The following is a 20,950-nucleotide window of genomic DNA, read 5'->3' as shown; positions in this document are numbered from 1 at the left end:
ACAAAATTCGCTCACATTGCCTCATTAATCCGACACAACCTGTACGATCGGGAACTATACTCAAAGTCCAGTTGACGGGCGTGAAAAGGACGAACAATGAGAACTCTCCCCTCCTTCCAACTTCTCTTGGCCATGATATCTGCAACCTTATTCCCTCATTTCGCATTCGCCGCCGTCGAAGCCGATGTTGCTGACAGCGTTGCACCTGAACTCGCGACTGGCAGTGTGATGCGCAAGAGCGTCAAGGGAGAGCAATGGATGGTTGCGGCCGCCAATCCACATGCCAGCAAAGCGGGCGCCGCCATGTTAGAAGCTGGCGGCAATGCCATTGATGCAATGGTTGCGGTCCAAACCGTCCTGGGCTTGGTCGAACCACAAAGTTCTGGCATTGGTGGAGGGGCTTTTCTGGTGTATTGGGACAACAAGGCAAACACCCTCACCACCTTTGATGGTCGCGAGACCGCCCCGATGGCCGCTACACCAACGTTATTTTTGAATGACGACGGTGAGCCACTCAAATTCTATGATGCGGTGGTGGGAGGACGTTCAGTCGGGACTCCGGGCACCTTGCGTCTGATGCATGATACTCACGCCCGTTTTGGGGCGCTGTCATGGCGCGCAGTACTGACCCCCGCGATTGAACTAGCTGAACAAGGCTTTGAGGTCTCGCCACGTCTGGCGGGGCTGATTGACGGAGACGCTGATAGACTTCGTCGATATCCTACCACCTATCAATACTTCTTTGACGATACGGGCAACCCACTCAGCATTGGCGATCGTCTGGTTAATCAACCTTACGCAGACACTTTAAAACTGGTCGCGCAAGACATCGATCATTTCTATGAAGGTGAGATTGCCGATGACATTGTAGCGACGGTGCAGCAAGCCGCAGGAAACCCGGGTATTCTGAGCAAAAAGGACTTGGCGGATTACCGCATCGTGGAACGAGCCCCCGTTTGTTCGCCTTACCATCAATACCGAATCTGCGGCATGGGACCGCCCACTTCTGGCGGGATCACTGTGGGACAAATTCTTGGAATCCTCAGCCACTTTCCTCTCAAAGAGCAGGGGAAAGACAATCCTGAAAGCTGGCGTCTGTTTGGCGATGCCTCGCGCCTTGCCTATGCCGATCGAGGTCGATATATCGCTGACAGTGACTATGTGCCCGTTCCCGTTGATGGCCTGTTAGCGCCTGAATACCTACAACGTCGAGCAACGCTTATTCCTGATGAAAACGCACTGGGAGAAGTCGCTGCGGGTCAGCCTCAATTCAGCCACGCCAACACGGTGCCAGAATGGGCCGATGACGCATCAATCGAGCTTCCATCCACCAGCCATTTTTCCATTGTGGATAAAAACGGCAACATAGTTTCCATCACCACCACTATCGAGAACGGATTTGGCTCACGCATAATGACGCGCGGTTTTCTACTCAACAATGAACTGACCGACTTTTCATTTAAGACGCACAAAGACGGCTACCCTATCGCTAATCGCGTTGAGCCGGGTAAGCGTCCCCGTTCATCCATGGCGCCCACGATTGTAATGCGTGACGGTAAACCCTATATGGCCGTTGGGTCACCCGGTGGCAGCCGCATCATCGGCTATGTTGCCAAGACCCTAATTGCGCATCTGGATTGGGGGCTAGACATACAGTCGGCGATAGATTTGCCACACTTGGTTAACCGTTTTGGCACCTACGATCTTGAAGCAGGTACAGACGCGGAGAGTTTTAAGCCAGCGCTCGAAAATATGGGCTTTAAAGTGAACGTACGTGACTTAACCTCAGGCTTACACGGTATTGTGATAGACAGCGGTTCATTGGAAGGTGGTGCCGACCCAAGGCGGGAAGGCTTAGTGATCGCAAAGTAGTTACCGAACTGACGTAGTTACAGAACATATGAGGACTTGAGAATGAGAAAAAATGTAATTTTGGCGATGTTATCGACCCTGTTAATACTGGTCGCCGCACCCACAAAAGCAACGGGCTTTGGCGACTTGCTCAGTGAAGCGAACAAAGATGCCAGTAACCTACTCTCAGGTGTAAGCACGCAAGTGGCGGATAACCCACTGACTGAATTGCTGTCAAAAGACCTCGATGTTAATGATACCCAGGCAGCGGGTGGCGCAGGCGCAATGCTTGCTATGGCGTATCAGGCACTTGGTGATTCACAAGGCAATGAATTGCTGGAAAAAGTGCCCGGCATGGACTCACTGACCAAAATGATCCTTGCAGGTCTTGGCAGCAATTTGTCTGATATCGCGTCGGTACAGAAAGTATTTAATATGCTGGGACTGGATCCAGAAATGGTGCAAAAATTTGCCCCAGTGATCATCAATTACCTTACTGGCGAAGGTGCCAGCGAAGGACTGACCGGTGCTCTAACTAGCCTGTGGGCTCCGAAAACACCGGGCGAATAAACGCGTCATTCATAGAAACGAAAAGAGGTGGCCTTAGCCACCTCTTTTTTATCTGTTCAATTTAATCAGAAATCACATCGCTTCCAGCTTGGCATACTGGGTCACCAGCCACTTAATACCCTCACCATTAAACGCCACCTGCACTCGGCTTTGCTGGCCACTTCCTTCGAAGTTAATGATGGTACCTTCACCAAATTTAGGGTGCTGTACTCGCTGCCCCAAACTGAATCCCGTCTGATTAAAATTCTGCTGGGTCTGGGTTTGCGAGAATCGTCCGGTTGCGGCGGCAGGGCGAGAAACCTTGGCACGCATACGCACTTCTTCTAAGCACTCTTCTGGCAACTCACGGATAAATCTCGACGCTTTGTGGAACATATCTTTACCGTAAACACGGCGCATTTCGGCATGCGTGATATACAGTTTCGTCATCGCTCGCGTGATGCCCACATAGCAAAGACGACGCTCTTCTTCGAGGCGACCGGCCTCTTCTGACGACATCTGGCTTGGGAACATACCTTCTTCCACGCCAACCATGAACACCATCGGGAATTCCAGACCTTTAGCACTGTGCAATGTCATCAGCTGCACTGCATCATCAAATTCATCGGCCTGCCCTTCACCCGCCTCCAATGCGGCATGCGAAAGGAATGCGGAGAGCGGAGACATATCCTCTTGCACCTCTTCCGGCACTTCATACTGGCGGGTCGCTGTCACGAGCTCTTCTAAGTTATCAATACGCGCCTGTGCTTTCTCGCCTTTCTCCGCTTCGTACATCGCACGAAGGCCAGAATTCTGAATAACGTAATCGGTCTGTTGGAACAGCGCCATTTCGCGGGTGTCATCTTCCAGCGCATTAACCAATTCGATAAAACGGCGCAAGGAATTTGCCGCGCGACCTGCCAGCACTTGCTCTTCGAGAAGCTGGTTACTCGCTTCCCACATGGTCGCACCACGATCGCGTGCCGCCAATCGAAGGGTTTCTAAAGTGCGGTCACCAAGGCCACGCGTTGGTGTATTCACCACGCGCTCAAACGCCGCATCGTCAAAACGATTCGCCATCAAACGCAAGTATGCCAGCGCATCTTTGATTTCCTGACGTTCGAAGAATCGCATGCCGCCATAAATACGGTAGGGTAAGCCCGCCTGAATAAGGGCTTCTTCCAACACACGTGATTGGGCGTTATTTCGGTACAGCATGGCGGTGTCATTCAGTGCGCCACCGTCGTCATGCCAGGCTTTAATTTTGCCCACCACAAAACGGGCTTCGTCCAATTCATTGAACGCGCTGTAAACGGAAATCAGCTCTCCCTCATGGCCATCAGTCCAAAGGCTTTTCCCCATACGCTCGGCGTTATTTTCAATCAGGTGGTTCGACGCTTTCAATATGTTGCCAGTTGAGCGGTAGTTCTGCTCCAAGCGAATGGTTTGTGCACCTGTAAAATCTTCCAAAAAGCGGGAGATGTTTTCAATCTTTGCGCCGCGCCAGCCGTAGATGGACTGATCATCATCACCGACAATCATCACGTTCGCTTGTGTGCCAGCCATCATACGCAGCCATGCGTATTGGATGTTGTTGGTGTCCTGAAACTCGTCCACGAGAATATGTTGGAAACGCGCCTGATAGTGCTCACGAATATGGGCTTTATCACGCAGCAACTCGTGGCATCGCAAAAGAAGCTCAGCAAAATCGACTAAACCTGCACGATCACAGGCTTCTTGATAGGCGGCATAGACCCTTAGCCACGTCTTCTCTACCGGATCAAACTGGGCATCAATGTGATGCGGGCGCAAACCTTCGTCTTTCTTGCCGTTGATATACCAAGATGCCTGACGTGCAGGCCAATGTTTCTCATCCAGATTCTGCGCTTTGATCAAACGGCGAAGCAGACGCTGCTGATCATCTGAATCAAGGATTTGGAAGTCTTGTGGCAGGTTAGCATCCAAATGGTGCGCCCGAAGAATGCGGTGGCAAAGACCGTGGAAAGTACCGCACCAAAGACCCGATGCTGTGCCATGCATCAATTGTTCAATACGACCTCGCATTTCAGCAGCGGCTTTATTGGTAAAGGTTACTGCCAGAATGGAAAACGGTGACGCGTGTTCGACTTGCATCAACCAGGCAATGCGATGAACCAATACCCGTGTTTTACCACTTCCCGCGCCAGCAAGGACAAGATAATTGCCTAGCTCAGCAGCCACGGCTTCGCGTTGTTTGTCGTTAAGACCGTCAATCAGGTGGGATACGTCCATCATTCATTCACTGGTTATTTATACACTGGTTGAGGATTATATACCGAAACTAACGCAAGATGCAGGTTTCCGCGCATTAAGTGAGCACGGCTAACACTCCCTCCCAATTTCTCGCTTTTTTCGCTCAAGTGACACAATCATCAAATCCCAAAAGTGAATGAACACCGCTGTATACAAACAACCACTGACGTTGCTTATATTTATCCAAATCAACGCATTAACCATCGTCACTTCAAAAATTGACTTTTTATTGTCTAAAAATTAAGCGTGACACCGAAAGTTTTTAGCCTTGCATCCTATCCTTTTAAGGGAGCGCGGTTATTGAAGGCTGCGTCTGAGTACAACCGATTGATAATCATAAGGACATCCGTCCGACGAGAGAGGATTGAACATGAAAAAGACAAATTTTGCTGTCGCTGCTGCCGTTACTAGTCTGCTCGCTGTAGGTGCCACCACCTTGACTGCCACTCCTGCCCAAGCCGCAGAAAAGGAAAAATGCTATGGCGTCGTAAAGGCCGGTAAAAATGACTGTGCTACTTCCACCAGCTCATGCGCAGGTACATCCACCAAAGATGGTCAGAAAGACGCTTTCGTTGTCGTGCCAAAAGGTCTGTGTGATCGCCTGGCTGGTGGTTCAACGTCTTCATCTTAATGTGATTGACGAAGAGGACTCGGTATGGAAAAAGTTTCTCCCTGGATTGGTGTGGGCCTTCGTCAACCCCATCACGCTCATTTCATTAATCACTCCCCAGATATCGGATGGTTAGAAGTACACAGCGAGAACTTTTTTCTGCCTGAATCTGAGGCGTTTCAGGCGTTGCACACCTTGCAGCGCCGTTACGCCATCAGTTGCCACGGTGTTGGCTTGTCATTAGGTTCTGTAGACCCGGTCAATGTCTCGCACCTTGCTAAACTCAAAGCCTTGGTGGATGCAATAAACCCGCTGTTTGTTTCTGACCACCTAAGTTGGAGCTCTGTGGATGGCAATTACTTCAACGATCTTCTGCCTCTGCCTTACACAGAAGAAGCACTAAACGTTTTCTGTCGAAATGTAGACATCACTCAAGACACTCTCAGCCGGCAGATTTTGATTGAAAACCCTTCAAGCTACTTACGCTTCGATCATTCGACCATTACCGAATGGGAGTTTTTAGCTGAAGTCGCTAAGCGCACTGGATGCGGGCTATTGCTGGATTTAAACAATGTTCATGTAAGTGCCTTCAACCATGGCTTCAACACCAACGAATATCTGGCTGCCATTGATCCTGCTTGGGTACAGGAAATTCATCTGGCAGGTTTCACCATTAACACGCTGCCGGAAGGCGAAATTTGGATAGATACTCACAGTCAGCCCGTATCTGACCCAGTGTGGACGCTGTATGAAAAGTGGATTACACAACATGGACCACGCCATACGCTTATCGAATGGGACAGGGACATTCCTGCACCCGAGGTCTTATTAGCCGAAGCGGAAAAAGCCAATCGCATTCTAACTAAAGCGTTGCAACCTTCATTGAAGGAGTCGGCGTTATGAGTGCCCCTTCGCTGTGTGATTTACAAACTCAATTCAGCCATGCTTTACATTATCAGGCGTACGATCTCCCAATCGCAACAGGCCTTGCCGAACCGGATGCCTTACTGCAAATCTACCGCAATAATTTTGTGGTGACACTGAGTGAGTGCTTGGACACGGTTTATCCCGTTGTAAAAGCATTGGTGGGTTGCGAATGCTTTGAAGCGCTCGCAAGGCATCACGTCTTATCGACGCCAATGACATCAGCCAGTGCTGACCAATACGGTGAGGGATTTAACGCAACTATTGCGTCCATCCCCAACATTGTCGAAGCCGTTCCTTATCTGGCTGATATCGCTAAGCTCGAATGGCTGCGTCAATGCGTCAATCAGGTGCCGATACCAAAGGCCACTTTCCCGATAGAGATGCTACAGCAAATTCGGCCCGAGGAATTTGAACAAATTCGGCTTTCGGTTTCTCCAGCAACAGCCGTCATGACCAGCGCTTTTCCCATCAGCACTGTCTGGCATGCCGTATCAAACAACGACACGAATACACTGGAAGCCGTTGATATAACACGTGCAGAAGCGGTATGGGTTCAACACACTCCGCTCGGCGTATTGGTAGACACCATTGACGCCAATGAAGCACGTCTAATCGATGCCTGCAAACAACAAGAGTTGGGGCTGATTGAGCCCACCCAATTAACGCATCTGACTGCCGCGATGCAGCGAGGTGCCTTTATCGACTTTACGCTCGTTCACCGTCTATAAGAAAAAGGAATAGGCTTATGATTGCTGTGATTAACAAACTGGACGAACTTTTTGAAGCTGCACTGAAGCCTCTTACGCCTGTCTTACTGCTGGTATGTCGTCTTTGGGTTGCGTGGGTGTTTTTTAATGCCGGACAAACCAAAATTGCAAGCTGGGACAGCACCCTCTTTCTGTTTGAATACGAATATCAGGTACCCGTCTTACCTTGGGAGCTTGCTGCCTACTTAGGGACAGCGACAGAGTTGATTGTGCCCGTGTTTCTTGTACTGGGCCTATTAACTCGCCCCGCAGCATTTGTGCTATTTTTCTTCAATATCATTGCGGTGGTGTCTTACCCTGCCCTTTGGGAGAAAGGCTTTTTTGACCACCAAATGTGGGGAGTTATGTTATTGATTACCGTGCTATTCGGCCCAGGCTTACTGGCGGTCGACAACTGGCTTAAGAAGCGCGGGTAAGTGATAGCAACTGCCGGATGTGTTCAATTTCCACATCCGGCAAAAGAGACGCGTGCCGCTGCTTCGTCAGCGGCTTTTTCGTGTCGTTAAACCAACATGCTTTAAAGCCTGCGAGCTTTGCGCCACGCACATCAAATTTTAAGTGATCGCCAACGTGCAATATTTGATCGGCAGGAAGCCCCAATGTTTGCTGCGCTTTGATAAACAATGCCCCATCGGGTTTTGCCGCACCATCCGGCCCGGCCGCAAGCACCTGTTTAAAATAGGGAGATAGCCCCAATCGATCACTGTCGACATTGCCGTTGGTTATGGCAACTAGCGGGTAGTGCGAAGAGAGTACGTCGAGCGTTTCAAATGCCACATCAGGCACGGTAAAGTTGCTGCGTTCATGAAGAAAAAACGCCACGCCATCGTCGGCAATGTGTTTACTTTCAAGCTTACTCAGACCACAACGACAGGCAGCCAGTTGAATTTGTGCTCGTCGAATTTCGGTGACAAAACCCACCAGGTTCGTGTTGTCTTTTACTACTTGCTGACGCATCTGTTGCCACTGCGACCAATCGAATGCCGCCAAAGGCGCATAGCGCACTTCCAACCAATCTAACAACCGTTGTTCCGCCCGCACGATCACGGAACGGTTGTCGTACAAGGTATCATCCAGATCAAAGGTCATCGCCTGTACCGGTTGCCAGCGGCGGTAAAACTTCATGCGCGTCTCTTAATCAGATTTTCGTTTACGCGCTTTTGGGTGTGCGGCGTCGTAAACTTTGGCTAAATGTTGAAAGTCGAGGTGGGTATACACTTGGGTGGTCGACAAATCTGCATGACCTAACAGTTCTTGAACCGCACGCAAATCGCCTGATGATTCCAGCATGTGCGTCGCAAAACTGTGTCGCAGTTTGTGCGGGTTGATATGGCTGTTAACCGCCTGTTTTTGTCCCCATTCCGCCATGCGTTTTTGTACGCTTCTTGGCGAAATACGGCTTCCCAATTTGGAAATAAATAACGCATCTTCAGGGCCTTTCAGAAGCTGACTACGCACCTTCATCCAATTGACTAGCCACTCTTTTGCCATGCCTGTGAACGGTACAATGCGCTCTTTGTCGCCCTTACCAATAACGCGCAAATCACCCTTTCGTACAGCCACATCACGTATGTTCAAACCAATGAGCTCAGACAAGCGTAAGCCTGCGCCATACATTAATTCCATCATGGCGCGATCACGCACGGACAAAGGATCATCCGCATCAACAGAAAGCAATTGGTTGATTTCATCCACGTCGAGGTTTTTCGGTAAGGTACGACCTTGCTTTGGCGCTGCAACGCCTTTGGCAGGGTTCGCACCTAAGGCACCGTCTGCCACCATAAAGTCGAAAAAACTGCGCAATGCGGATAGGCGAAGGGCAATGCTGCCAGGTTTGAGTTTGTCGCGCTTGGCTTGCGCCGCAATTTGACGCACCCAAGCCGCATCAACATCTTGCCACTTGGTCACACCCAGCTTGACGAGGTAGTCAGCACTGGCCGTGAGTTGGTGACGATAATTCAGTTCGGTGTGCCGGCTAAGCCCTCTTTCACGAATCATGTAATCATAAAAACGAGAAAGCGGTTTTTCCATGGAGGAAGGCAGGCTCATTACTCCGCCTGCCATTTGGTCAGCAAAATGCCAATATGCTCGGCAACTTGTTCAACGAAAAGGGTGTCCATACTTGGCTGAAAATGCCCGCCATCACGGCTGGCAAACGCCAGAAAACCCAAATCCTTATGCTGACTAACAGGCACCAGTGCGTAAGAGCCTAGCTCGGGTGCCTGACTGATAAAGTGCTCGCCATCGGTTTTTCTAAGTCGACCAAGGTAGATGCGCTGACCGCAAAAATGCGCCGCTTTGACTGCATCCACACTTTTTCGATTCAACGCATGATGACCCGTTTCAAAAAGCCTCAAACTAACATTGAGGTTGAGCGACGCAGCCAACTCTCGCAAGGCTTTGTGAATGTCTTCCTCACGATTGGCAGCAAACAACGCGCGATGCGCTTCAGCAAAGGCACGAAACAATTTTTCGTTACCGGCGGCAATGCTCATCAGCTGCGTGATATCTTCTTCCAGATTGGCGACGCGCTCACGCAGTCGACCAAGCTGAATTTCCACCAAGGAGATCACACCACGTTCCGCATGAGGGATACGCAATTGCTCCGCCATCTCAGGTTGGCGAATGAAAAAATCAGGGTTGTCTTTAAGGTAACTCACCACCGCGTCATCAGAAAGCGCCTGAATCAGTGGCCTATCGAGCTTAGAAAGCTCCGTCATACTGTAATTTGCCCATCGTAAACGTGCGACGTTGGCCCAGACATATAAAGTGGATGTCCTTGCCCGCGCCATCGAATGTTTAGCGTACCGCCCAATAAGTTCACTTTGACTGACTCATCAAGTAACCCTTGTGCAATGCCTACCGCAACAGCTGCACATGCGCCGCTGCCACAGGCTTGCGTCTCGCCCGCGCCGCGCTCATACACGCGCAGACGAATTTCATTGCGAGATACAATCTGCATAAAACCCGCATTCACGCGCTCAGGGAAGCGCTCATGCGACTCCACAAGTGGCCCTAATGTGTCAACATCTGCCGTATCGACATTGTCCACGACTGTCACACAGTGTGGGTTGCCCATGCTCACGGCACCGACAAACAAAGTGCGATCATCCACCCGTAAAATATAGGTTTTTTCTTCGGTGTTTGCGCGGAAAGGGATCTTCGATGGGGCCCAGTTCGGTTCGCCCATATTGACCGTAACCAAGTCCTCGCTTTCCACTTTCAAGACCATTTTGCCCGCTTTGGTACTGACTTGAATTGAATGCTTATTGGTCAGTCCTTTCATACGTACAAAACGCGCAAAACAGCGGGCGCCATTGCCACACTGCTCTACTTCGCTGCTGTCTGCATTAAAAATACGGTAATGAAAATCACTTTCGGGGTCGTAAGGTGGCTCAACCACCAAAAGCTGGTCGAACCCTACGCCGGTGTTTCGATCCGCCAATCGGCGGATCATTTCCGGAGAGAAATACGCATTCTGAGTCACACAGTCAACGACCATGAAGTCATTGCCAAGCCCATGCATTTTGGAAAACTGTATCTGCATCCGGATCCTTTATTCAGGCAAAACCTGTTCTAACTGCCACAGTGAAGTCAGTGGCTCTCGCTGGCGCACAATATGCGCTTGGCTACCATCCACCATCACTTCTGCTGCACGGCAACGTGTATTGTAGTTTGACGACATCACAAAACCGTATGCACCAGAAGAACGCACAGCCAAAACGTCACCGGCCTCTAGTGTCAAAGCACGATCCTTACCCAGATAGTCACCTGTTTCGCACACAGGCCCGACTAAATCATAGGTTTTTGGCTCGCCATCGCGAGGCACGACAGGAACAATTTCCTGCCACGCTTGATAAAGCGACGGGCGCAACAGATCATTCATTGCAGCATCGATGATCGCGAAGTTTTTCTCTTCATTGTGCTTGAGGTATTCGACAGTAGTCAGCAGCACCCCAGCATTCGCCGCAATTGCTCGCCCTGGCTCAAACACCAGTTCAATCTCAGCATGGTTCTCTAAGCGGTCAAGCAACGCTTTTGCGTATTCAGACGGCTGTGGCGGCTTCTCTTCATGATAGGTCACTCCCAAGCCACCACCCACATCTAAATGCGTGATATTGATGCCGTCATCACGTAGCGCATCAATCAAGGCCAACAGGCGATCGGTCGATTCAATAAATGGCGTAATGTCAGTTAGCTGAGAGCCGATGTGGCAGTCGATACCTTGAATATCAAGGTTAGGCAGGCTATCAGCATAACGATAAACATCGCGAGCACGGTCAAACGCAATACCAAACTTGTTTTCTTTTAAACCGGTTGAGATATACGGGTGCGTTTTCGCATCCACATCCGGATTAATGCGCAGGCTGACAGGGGCCACTTTGCCTAGCTCACCAGCAACCTGATTCAATCTATCGAGCTCTGCTTCAGATTCCACGTTGAAACATTTAATGTTCAACGCCAAAGCGCGTGCCATCTCAGGCGCGGTTTTACCGACACCAGAAAACACCACCTTCGCGGGGTCGCCGCCTGCGGCCAGCACGCGTTCCAACTCACCTAGAGAGACAATATCAAAGCCTGAACCCAGACGTGCAAGTACATTCAGAACGCCCAAGTTGCTGTTTGCCTTCACGGCATAGCAAATCAAGTGTGGATGCACACCAACCGCGTTATCAAATGCATGCCAATGGCGTTCTAGTGTGGCACGCGAATACACGTAAAGTGGTGTGCCATAAGTCTCTGCCAATTGTGCCAGCGGTATATCCTCTGCCCACAACTGCCCGTCATTCTGATAGTTAAAATAGTCCAACGTTGTCCTTCCCTGTCCGTAACTCTACTGCTGAGCAGGATCCTGAGCTTGCGTGTCGTGTGCCGTTTCCGTTTGAGCGGGTGCCGTATTTTGGGCAGGTGCATCTTCCGGAAAATAGAGTGGGCCTTGTTGGCCACAAGCTGACAGCAGTATGGCTGCTGACAACACAGCAAGTTTTAGGGTCATTCGCATCTTCAGTGCCCGATTATCAAGAGTGAATACGCTTTACAACCTACCTATATCCTAAGGCGATTTATAAAGCGTGTTTTGGGGTATACCCCGTGACCCGAATATGCTCGAATTCAGGTATCTTGGGTATATAATCGCATCAACACACTGAAAAGCAATAGGACGGAATGCAATGAACACAAGCCAATACCATGATCTGGTGGACGCGGAGTGGATGGCCATCGAAGAAGGCATTGACGAAAGCGGTGCGGATATCGACTACGAAACCAATGGCAATGTATTAACGCTGGAATTCGAAAATCGCAGCCAAATCATTATCAACCGTCAAGAACCCATGTCTGAGATCTGGTTGGCCTCTAAATCAGGTGGCTTCCATTTTGCTTATAAAGATGGCCAGTGGCTGTGCAGCAAAACTGGCGTGGAATTCAAGGTGATGGTGAAAGAAGAATGCAGCAAGCACGCTGGCGAAGCTGTCGACTGGTAAAAAACGGTTAGTTAGCTCGCTGACAAGGGTACTTGTCAGCGAGAAGCGAGTTGCGCAGCGTCTGAACGCGATTCTGAGTTGCGCTGCCATTGACGGTCACTTTTATACGGTATAACCTGAGCGCGACCATCGCCTTGATAAACGATGTCATAGAATTGCGGCAGGTTGAAGTTCATCGCCTGACCACTGAAGCTGGTCTTATCTTGGGGTGCGGTATAAAAGCGGTTGACGCCCTGCACCATCTCTTCTTTGTCACCACTGCACTGACGATACACTTCCACACGGTTGTTTTCATCAAGCACATAGATGTTAAAGCCTTGCTCACAGTCTTCGAAGAAAAACTGGATCAAACCTTCACTGGCGTATGCATCAACCACTTCCGGCGGATGTACTTCACCGTCTTTGTCCAGCACCACAATCGGCGATCCGTTGATCTTGTTGGTGGAAATAGAGCGGTAAAAGTCTACTGAGTTTTCCAGCTTCTGTACTGACACGCCGCGGCGTTCGAAGAAAAGGCCAAAGGTTTGATCTGCTACGCGAATCGCCTTAAACCGACGACGTTTCTCCTGATCAATCGGCTTCAGACGCATGTCAATGCATTCAGCAACCAGTTGATAAACCAGATTACGGATCAATCCTCGCATTTTTCCTGCATAACAGAAAACGTCAACGGATTCTGGCGGTATCGCATCTTGGTGCATCTTACCCAGTAAGGTTTTCAACACATCCAACATGGCATTTTCACCCTTGAAGTTCAGGGTGCGTACTTCGTTCCAGCTGTTGCGATATACCAAATCCACGCTGCCGACCAAACATTGCTGCTCGGGCCCATAGCTGAAGATGTCAGTATTTTTGAAATCGAAGCGTACCGCAGGCTGTTTCAGCTCGGTGGTAGGATCATGCTCAAGGTTGATGAACAGTGCCAGCTTACGAATTTCACACGGGCTAGACAGCGCTTGCAGTGATGGCTGTGGACGACGCACCGAGAAGGTGTTTCGCATATCACTCACCATCTGATACAGCTTGTCGATATCCACGTTACTGGCTTTCGCCACTGAGTTCATACACGTCGATTCAGTCAACATGCCATTAAAGTAAGCCCACGCAACCAGCTTTGACAGGTAGCGGTTATGCTCTAATGGTGCACGACCAATGATATCGACAGGTTTTAAAGATTGTTTGTAAAGGTACCAACCCGGTGGATTACTGCGGCCTTCTTGCACCTGAATAAAGCTCAAGTTAGGCTCGTGCAAATCCGGCGAAAGTTGCGGATTCAGCAGGGTCACTTTACCCGGCAGTACCTCAAACGCCGCATATAGCTTACGCGCCAGAATACTAATTTCCTCTGGGCTGATCGCTGATGTGATGTCGTTGCGGCGTGCAAAGCGAATAAGGTTGCGGTAGCTCAGCATCAAAGCTTCTAGGAGCTCGTTATGCGCTTCCTTTACTTCTTCTACTTTCCAATTGCGTCGGTTATCCAGACGAGCGATATCGTCCTGCGTCCAACCCCACTCACGGGTCAACACACAAAGCACTTCACGACGCCAAGGCACAGAGCCTGGACCCGGTTCACGCGTGAGTTTCTCGTGTGTTTTCAGGTAAAAGCAGCGACGCACAAGATCTAGACGGCGATGGTCATCGATACGTTCTAAGTATCGAGTCACCTTCTCCAGCATCAGGTAATAAGCGTCAGATTGGTACACATCAAGCATACCTGAGTAGAAACGGCGTTTGCCATCAACACTCAGTAGTTGCGTGCCCGGATATTCCCAAGAATACGCCTCCAACAACACAGCTTTCAGTACGGACTTATACGGGGAGTCGATACTTTTATATAGCTGCCACAAGCTGGAGCCGAAGTACTCTTCCGCGGGGATAGATGGCAAGCCGCCAAAATCCACATAGTCGTCGCGGTTGATAGCACCGCTGGCAATCATCTCGCCAACGTAATCTTCGTAACACCCTTCCATTTCTGGCGGCACGAGGTACCAAAGCAATTGCTGACCCGCCAGATGCACCGCAGAACGATAAAATTCATCCAGCAACAAGTAGTGCTGAGTGGAGCCGCAGTTATCAGACGTCATCTCTTGCGCCAAATTCTGGCGGAAACGCTGTTCACACATGACAAAGAAGTTCACTTCCACGCCTTGTGTCATGGCCCAATCGGAGATCAGTGAGCATTTCGCGTCCAACATGGTGCGCTCTTCTTCACTCACCCACTGCTGTACACACACCCAAATATCAAGGTCGCTGGTCAGGCTTTGCCCCATGGACGCAGTACTGCCCATGGAAAACATCCCTTTAATGGGGAAATTTTGAGAAGTCGGTTTTTCGGGCGCAACAGTATTCAGCGCTAAAGCACAATCGTTAACGAAGTCTTGTTGAATATCAGAAAGGGAAAAATCGGAAATACCATGAACGACACTACGCTCAAGATAACCAGGGACAGCGGGATGATTAAAGTGCAGTAATACAGGCAATACGTTAAAAATATTAACGGCCTGGGAGTGCATTGCGCTTCTCGCGCGCTCCAACCGTACGCGGTTGAAGTCATTAAGACGCTCTAATTGCTGATCAACATAGTTTTGCAAGATAAACATCCAAAGTTGCCGACATCCTAGTCAACGTAACGGGTCCGGTTATAATATGACCACGGAGCCCATGGATAAAAACGTGATCAATCTAACAGTTTTTCTTCGGAGCGTAAAGCGACCAACGTCTCTATATTCTCGCTTCACTTTGCTCACTATATGACCAAAACTGTGAGATACACAACGCTTTATCTCAAATTTGATTCAAAAAACAGTGAACCAAGCAAGGTTATATTCCCTGACAAGACCCAAAATATTTGATCTCCATCACATCAGCCTAGACTAAGTCGTTTAACTTCGCACGATTTAACCAAGTTATTCGCTTCTATTATCAAGCAATAACAAGCGGTGATAAGATTTGCCCAAGAAAATTATATGGACGCTATTATGAATTCAACTCCCGTTCGCATCGCGACACGCAAAAGCCCACTGGCATTGTGGCAGGCAGAATACGTAAAACACGCCCTTGAAACGACGCATCCAGGACTGGTTGTAGAATTGGTACCTATGGTCACCAAAGGCGACATTATTTTAGATACCCCACTGGCAAAAGTGGGCGGTAAAGGCCTGTTCGTGAAAGAGCTTGAACAAGCCATGATGGAAGGCCGCGCTGATATTGCTGTGCATTCAATGAAAGACGTGCCGGTGGAGTTTCCAGAAGGTCTAGGTCTGGTAACTATCTGTGAGCGAGACGACCCACGCGATGCGTTTGTTTCCAACCATCACGAAAGCCTCAGTGCATTGCCGCAAGGCGCAGTTGTAGGTACATCTAGCCTGCGCCGTCAATGTCAAGTTCGTGCTATGCGCCCAGACTTGGTGGTGAAAGATCTTCGTGGCAACGTCGGTACCCGTCTTGGGAAACTGGATAACGGCGAATACGACGCCATCATTCTTGCCGCTGCGGGCTTGAAGCGTCTGGGACTTCACGACCGTATTCGCAACGAAATCGAACCTGAAGAAATTCTGCCAGCGGTGGGCCAAGGTGCTGTCGGTATTGAATGTCGATTGGACGATACCCGAGTTCGCGCGCTGCTTGAGCCACTGTCTGATGCAAATACCACTTACCGCGTGTTATGCGAACGTGCCATGAACAATCGCCTTATGGGTGGTTGCCAGGTACCCATCGGCAGTTACTCTGAAATACATGGTGACCAAATCCATCTGCGTGCCCTCGTTGGCGAACCCGATGGTAGCAAAATCATCAGTGGTGAAGTAACCGGCCCGTTGGAAAAAGCGGAAGAGTTGGGTACAGGTTTGGCAGAGCAATTGCTGGATGACGGCGCACGTATCATTTTGGAAACCCTGTATCAGGACGAAATATGACCGTCCTGGTCGTTCGCCCTTCACCCGCGTGTGAAGAGCTGGTTGCACAGTTAAACCTCTTAGGAGTAAAGGCGCTTCCCGCGCCTTTACTGTCCTTCAATCCCGGTGACGATCTTCCTTCTCTAAGCCAAACCTTGTGTGACTTACCCTCAGGCAGCGTGGTCATTGCGATAAGCCCAAGATCTATCGAATACGCTGCGGGCGCATTGGCGACGAATAACCAGTCATGGCGAGACGATCTGCATTATGTCGCTGTCGGCGCAAAAACTGCCTCCGTCTGGAAGTCACTCACGAATATAGAAGCGATACAGCCCCCCACAGAGGACAGTGAAGGCATGTTGACGCTGCCTTTATTCGGTAATGCCAAAGGGCTGAGTGTCTTGATCCTAAGAGGAAATGGCGGACGCGCGCTACTCGGTAATACCTTAGCAAAAAATGGTGCGCAAGTACGCTATTTTGAGGCCTATCAACGACACTGGGATGACAAGCACTTATCATCCCAAATAGAGCAATGGCACAAGGCAAGCGTCGATACCGTCGTATTCACCAGCGGCGAACAGCTTGCACTGATGTATCAATCATTCTCATCCCATGACCAGCAATGGTTGCGAGAATGCCATATACTGGTGCCTAGCAAACGGATTTACAATCAAGCAATTGAGCTTGGTTTCAACGCCATTAGTTGCGTAAGCAGCCCGTCAAATACGACGCTGCTTCACGCGTTATGCGAGATGAACAACTCGGGATAATCGGATGACAGACAACAATAAGACTTCGGGCACAGACAAAAACGCTTCAGTGCCAGCATCCTCTACCGGCAAGGAAAAGCCAGCTTCTGCCAAAAAAGCCAGCAATTCCCCTACAAACAATGCAAACGCATCCACTGACAAGACAGCCTCGGCAAATGCCGCTGCGTCCGCCGAAAATACAAAGCAAGCACCAACCACGGACGCTAAACCTGCCGAAAAGAAAAAAGGCGGGAATAAACTGGCGACCGTCGCGATTGTCTTGGTGATTGCGCTCGGTGCTGGCCTCTACTATCACGGCCACCAACAAGCCTTGCAAACGCATGCACAGCTTGCTGCCATGAACAGTCAGATTTCCGATTTGAAGCAAGCGCTCGCAAGCAGTGCAGACAACGCGGAAGCGGCAGTTAAAAAGGCCACGCAAGACACCCATGTGCTGATTGCTCAGCAAGACAAAACCATTAACAGCTTGCAAAAAGCCCTGGCTGACATGAAAGGGCGTCGTCCTAACGATTGGCTGCTCGCAGAAGCAGAATATCTGGTCAATCAGGCAGGCCGCCAATTATGGCTTGAGCGTGACGTGCTGACCGCGACAACCTTAATGGAAACGGCAGATCAGCGTATTGCTGAATTGAATGACCCGTCTTTAACGCCAATTCGTCAGGCCATGGCCAAAGATATCCAACAGCTTAAAGCCATCAAACGTATTGATGTCGATGGCATTGTCCTGCGTCTGACCAGCTTGCAACAAGAAGTTGATAAGCTTCCTCTGGCAAACGCCATCATGCCTGACGCACAGGAATTCACGCCTGAAACCGTGTCAACCAATGTGGATGATTGGCAACAAAATCTGAAAGCGTCCTTGAATGACTTTGTCGGCCAGTTCATTACTTATCGTAAGCGTGATGGCAATGTGATCCCTTTGCTGACTCCAGCCCAAACCTTCTATTTGCAAGAAAACCTGAAAGCAAAGCTGGATCAGGCAATGACTGCGGTTTACCGCGATAACGGACGCCTTTACGCAGAATCACTGAAAACAGCGACCGCGTGGGCAGAGCGTTTTTATAATCAAGATGCCAAAATTACGGAAAGCTTCATTGATACGCTGAACTACTTGAGCCAACAGACGATTGATGTCAGCTACCCAGATGCGCTGAACAGCCAGCAATTGGTCAGCGATATGCTGGCAGAAAGGTTACGTCGTGATCTGGCTCCGCTACCAACAGAGGGGGCGAGCCAATGATCAAGATTCTTCTACTGGTTCTTGCGCTGATCGCGGGTATCGTCGTAGGGCCGGAATTGGCGGGCAACCAAGGATACGTACTTATCTCAGCGGCAAATCAAACCATTGAGATGAGCCTGACGACACTGATCATTTTGGTCGTGGTTGCATTCGGTGCATTTTTCTTGCTGGAAGCCATTATTCGTAAGCTGTTTTCGCTTTCAAGTTCAACCCGAGGCTGGTTTTCCAGCAGAAAGAACAAAAAGGCACGCGCGCTCACGAATGACGGCATGTTGAAACTGCTGGAAGGTGACTGGAAACAAGCCGAGAAACTGGTCGTCAAAGGTGCATCAAACAGTGATTCACCGCTGCTAAATTACTTAGCAGCAGCTGAAGCCGCGCAAAGCCGTGGCGATGTCGACAGCCGCGACAAATATTTGCAACACGCGAACGACATTGGCGCCGACAGCCTAGCAACCGCATTGACCCGTGCGAAGTTGCAATATCGCCAAGGGCAATATGAAGAAGCTCTGGCAAGCCTACAGGGATTGGTTGACGCCAACCCACGAAATGCCGTTCTGCTCATTTTGCTGAAAGATACCTTTCTACAACTTCAAGACTGGCAAGCATTACTCCGCCTGTTGCCATCACTGAAGCGCGTCAAGGCAATCAGCGACGTAGAAGCGGCTAAATTAGAACAAAAAGCGGAATGTGGCCTAATGGCACACATTGCGTCTCAAAAAGGTAGCGATGGCCTTTTAGCGCACTGGAACAGTTTGTCGCGCGCCGCGCGTCAGCAAACGCCATTGATAGCCTGTTTGGTTAAACAGCTGATTTCTAGGCAAGCCGATTCTGAGGCTTACGTCATTTTGCGTGAGAATCTAAAAAAGAACCCTGACGAGCACCTCATTGCCTTACTTCCCGAGCTCAACCTACCGGATTACCACCCAGCGATTGTAAAGTTGCAGGATTTACTGCGATACAATGAAAATAACCCGGTGACGCACAGCGCATTAGGGCAGCTTTATTTCCGCGAAGGTAAGTGGGATGAAGCCCGCCAACACTTTGAAAAGGCACTGGATGTGAGGGCCGATGTTACCGACTATGCATGGCTAGTCGATACACTGGAAAAACTTAACGATTCAGGAACAGCGAACAGCCTTTCACGCGAAGCATTGAAGCTTGCACTGCCTCACAAAGACTAAAACATTCCTTGATCATAAAACGCCCTTCTGGGCGTTTTTTTGTACGCGTTCACAGACAGAGTGTCCATATACAAAGCAATATGTTTCAACCTGTTAATAATGATTAACTGCTATTTACAGGTGGTTGTTAAGACAAAGTAGCTGTTATCAAATAGGCACGTAACAAAAAATAATTTTTAGCACCTTTTATAAGTGAGCCCGCTCTATCATGGATATGTTACCTTGGATCATCGTGTCAGGTCTGTTGGTATCGGTAGTTACCGGTCTACTGACAGTTCTGCTGGTTAAAGGTATGGAGTAATCCAACACCTTACCCTTACGCCTCCGTATGGAGGCGTTTTTGATTCAAAGCGTTAGTCTTTTAAAAGGATGGGCTTGCACAATACCTTCGAAGTATTTGCAACGCGTGCGCACTTTCGGCACACGAATTCAGGCTTTTTCACCAGCTTGAATAGGTCATCAAGCCTGCTTTCTATCTCTTTGCTTTTCCAATCACACAGCGTCTTAGCCAAACAGAAACACCTCCGCCGTTAAACCGTTTAACGCATAGCCGCTTTGACATACACATCAAAACGATTTTTCTTGGTTTCGATTTGAGTAGATGGCGTTTTGTTCGCTAGGAACTCCGCATAATCTGGACGCTTCACGACTACGCGTTTACTGGCAAGCGCATACGCAGGTTCAAACAAGCCATCCGCGTCATGGTCAGCACCCACGAGCGACTGGAACACCCGCATTTCTTTTTTAACCAAAGCCGATTTTTTTTTGTGTGGGTACATGGGGTCCAGATACACCACATCAGGGCGCGTCACCTCACCGTCTTCGACAAGTTTTGCCAACGCATCATGGCTTGAAGCATGCACCATTGACATCCGCTCACTGACCCAGTGACCTATTTCAGGATCAGCTTTTGCTCTTTCCAAACCGTCATCCAGTAACGCGGCAACCACAGGATTACGCTCCACCATTTGCACATAACACCCCAACGATGCCAGTACAAAGGCGTCTCGTCCAAGGCCAGCGGTTGCGTCTAACACTGTCGGCGTCGCACCTTTATTTAGCCCGACGGCTTTCGCGATAGATTGGCCTTTACCACCACCAAACTTGCGGCGATGGCCCACGGTTCCCCCAACGAGATCCACATAAACTGCACCAAGCTTAGGCTCATCACGTTTACGCAACTCAAGGCGAGTGTCCGTCAGTACCAATGCAAAGTTTGCATTGTCATCATGGGTAATACCCCAGCGGGCGGCTATGTCAGTAAGGGTGTCAGCGCGCGACGGCGCTTCGCAGGTTAAAGCAATCTGCACCTGAGTTCTCCAGAACGATAATCTCGCCGAGTATACCTCCAAATACGCTGAAGGTGCAGATTTCGGCAAGACCA

General features: G+C 49.7%; 20 protein-coding genes. 11 read left to right on the top strand and 9 right to left on the bottom strand.

The genetic code is table 11. The features are described 5' to 3' along the window. Positions 1-132: 132 nt before the first annotated feature. Together ggt and B5D35_RS05490 are read left to right on the top strand one after the other, a co-directional pair. Complete coding sequence (gene ggt, locus B5D35_RS05495) at positions 133-1,872, top strand: gamma-glutamyltransferase (protein WP_425291231.1); 1,740 nt, start codon at positions 133-135, stop codon at positions 1,870-1,872. A 42-nt stretch (positions 1,873-1,914) separates the two neighbouring features. Beyond that, positions 1,915-2,421: a DUF2780 domain-containing protein gene (locus B5D35_RS05490; protein ID WP_078751589.1), complete on the top strand. Its 507-nt coding sequence runs from the start codon at positions 1,915-1,917 to the stop codon at positions 2,419-2,421. 72 nt (positions 2,422-2,493) lie between these two features. Here the strand turns inward: B5D35_RS05490 and uvrD are convergent, their stop codons facing one another. Further along, the gene (gene uvrD / locus B5D35_RS05485) at positions 2,494-4,674 is read right to left on the bottom strand and encodes a DNA helicase II (protein ID WP_170915125.1); all 2,181 of its coding nucleotides are present in this window, start codon (positions 4,672-4,674) and stop codon (positions 2,494-2,496) included. Between the two features lie 388 nt (positions 4,675-5,062). Between uvrD and B5D35_RS05480 the strand changes: the two genes are divergently transcribed. From B5D35_RS05480 to B5D35_RS05465, 4 genes are read left to right on the top strand one after another with little or no spacing between them, the layout of a single operon-like run. Continuing rightward, positions 5,063-5,323 carry a BufA1 family periplasmic bufferin-type metallophore gene (locus B5D35_RS05480; RefSeq protein ID WP_078751587.1) on the top strand — a complete coding sequence of 87 codons (261 nt, stop codon included), beginning with the start codon at positions 5,063-5,065 and terminating at the stop codon, positions 5,321-5,323. Between the two features lie 24 nt (positions 5,324-5,347). Next, positions 5,348-6,205, top strand: coding sequence for an MNIO family bufferin maturase (gene bufB / locus B5D35_RS05475; protein WP_078751586.1), 858 nt, complete (start codon positions 5,348-5,350; stop codon positions 6,203-6,205). Next, positions 6,202-6,957 carry an HvfC/BufC N-terminal domain-containing protein gene (locus tag B5D35_RS05470; RefSeq protein WP_078751585.1) on the top strand — a complete coding sequence of 252 codons (756 nt, stop codon included), beginning with the start codon at positions 6,202-6,204 and terminating at the stop codon, positions 6,955-6,957. Before bufB ends, B5D35_RS05470 begins: the two co-directional genes overlap by 4 nt. Before the next feature lie 17 nt (positions 6,958-6,974). Next, positions 6,975-7,412, top strand: coding sequence for a DoxX family protein (locus tag B5D35_RS05465; protein ID WP_078751584.1), 438 nt, complete (start codon positions 6,975-6,977; stop codon positions 7,410-7,412). Here the strand turns inward: B5D35_RS05465 and B5D35_RS05460 are convergent. The 6 genes from B5D35_RS05460 to lptM are packed head-to-tail and all read right to left on the bottom strand — an operon-like array spanning position 7,396 to position 11,998. After that, positions 7,396-8,121 carry an HAD-IA family hydrolase gene (locus tag B5D35_RS05460; protein ID WP_078751583.1) on the bottom strand — a complete coding sequence of 242 codons (726 nt, stop codon included), beginning with the start codon at positions 8,119-8,121 and terminating at the stop codon, positions 7,396-7,398. The genes B5D35_RS05465 and B5D35_RS05460 overlap by 17 nt on opposite strands. A 9-nt stretch (positions 8,122-8,130) precedes the next feature. Then, positions 8,131-9,045, bottom strand: a complete 915-nt coding sequence (gene xerC / locus B5D35_RS05455; protein ID WP_078751582.1) for a tyrosine recombinase XerC — start codon at positions 9,043-9,045, stop codon at positions 8,131-8,133. Beyond that, on the bottom strand, positions 9,045-9,716 hold the full coding sequence (locus tag B5D35_RS05450; protein WP_078751581.1) for a DUF484 family protein: 672 nt from the start codon (positions 9,714-9,716) through the stop codon (positions 9,045-9,047). The genes xerC and B5D35_RS05450 overlap by 1 nt, the downstream gene beginning before the upstream one ends. Next, the gene (dapF, locus tag B5D35_RS05445) at positions 9,713-10,543 is read right to left on the bottom strand and encodes a diaminopimelate epimerase (RefSeq protein ID WP_078751580.1); all 831 of its coding nucleotides are present in this window, start codon (positions 10,541-10,543) and stop codon (positions 9,713-9,715) included. The genes B5D35_RS05450 and dapF overlap by 4 nt, the downstream gene beginning before the upstream one ends. A 9-nt stretch (positions 10,544-10,552) precedes the next feature. Continuing rightward, complete coding sequence (gene lysA / locus B5D35_RS05440; RefSeq protein WP_078751579.1) at positions 10,553-11,806, bottom strand: diaminopimelate decarboxylase; 1,254 nt, start codon at positions 11,804-11,806, stop codon at positions 10,553-10,555. Between the two features lie 24 nt (positions 11,807-11,830). Continuing rightward, a complete protein-coding gene (gene lptM / locus B5D35_RS05435) occupies positions 11,831-11,998 on the bottom strand; it encodes an LPS translocon maturation chaperone LptM (protein ID WP_078751578.1) in 168 nt (55 codons plus the stop codon). A gap of 169 nt (positions 11,999-12,167) precedes the next feature. Here lptM and cyaY point away from each other — a divergent pair, with 169 nt between their 5' ends. Then, entirely contained in the window at positions 12,168-12,479 is a 312-nt protein-coding gene (gene cyaY / locus B5D35_RS05430) for an iron donor protein CyaY (RefSeq protein ID WP_078751577.1), read from the top strand. Positions 12,480-12,514: 35 nt separating this feature from the next. Here the strand turns inward: cyaY and B5D35_RS05425 are convergent, their stop codons facing one another. Further along, positions 12,515-15,070 (bottom strand): class I adenylate cyclase, encoded by a 2,556-nt coding sequence (locus B5D35_RS05425; RefSeq protein WP_483189023.1) that lies wholly within the window; start codon positions 15,068-15,070, stop codon positions 12,515-12,517. A gap of 387 nt (positions 15,071-15,457) precedes the next feature. Between B5D35_RS05425 and hemC the strand changes: the two genes are divergently transcribed. From hemC to B5D35_RS05405, 4 genes are read left to right on the top strand one after another with little or no spacing between them, the layout of a single operon-like run. Beyond that, a complete protein-coding gene (gene hemC / locus B5D35_RS05420; RefSeq protein ID WP_078751638.1) occupies positions 15,458-16,393 on the top strand; it encodes a hydroxymethylbilane synthase in 936 nt (311 codons plus the stop codon). Next, positions 16,390-17,142, top strand: a complete 753-nt coding sequence (locus B5D35_RS05415) for a uroporphyrinogen-III synthase (RefSeq protein ID WP_078751575.1) — start codon at positions 16,390-16,392, stop codon at positions 17,140-17,142. Before hemC ends, B5D35_RS05415 begins: the two co-directional genes overlap by 4 nt. Positions 17,143-17,146: 4 nt before the next feature. Further along, a complete protein-coding gene (locus tag B5D35_RS05410; RefSeq protein WP_078751574.1) occupies positions 17,147-18,382 on the top strand; it encodes a uroporphyrinogen-III C-methyltransferase in 1,236 nt (411 codons plus the stop codon). After that, positions 18,379-19,566, top strand: a complete 1,188-nt coding sequence (locus B5D35_RS05405) for a heme biosynthesis protein HemY (RefSeq protein ID WP_078751573.1) — start codon at positions 18,379-18,381, stop codon at positions 19,564-19,566. Before B5D35_RS05410 ends, B5D35_RS05405 begins: the two co-directional genes overlap by 4 nt. Positions 19,567-20,105: 539 nt before the next feature. Here B5D35_RS05405 and B5D35_RS05400 read toward each other — a convergent pair. Further along, positions 20,106-20,876, bottom strand: a complete 771-nt coding sequence (locus B5D35_RS05400; RefSeq protein WP_078751572.1) for a class I SAM-dependent methyltransferase — start codon at positions 20,874-20,876, stop codon at positions 20,106-20,108. Positions 20,877-20,950 lie beyond the last annotated feature (74 nt).

Origin of the sequence: Enterovibrio nigricans DSM 22720, assembly GCF_900167155.1 — a bacterium.
GTDB lineage: Bacteria > Pseudomonadota > Gammaproteobacteria > Enterobacterales > Vibrionaceae > Enterovibrio > Enterovibrio nigricans.
The sequence above is the reverse complement of the archived record's forward strand: the minus strand, read 5'-3'. Positions and strand labels throughout refer to the sequence as shown.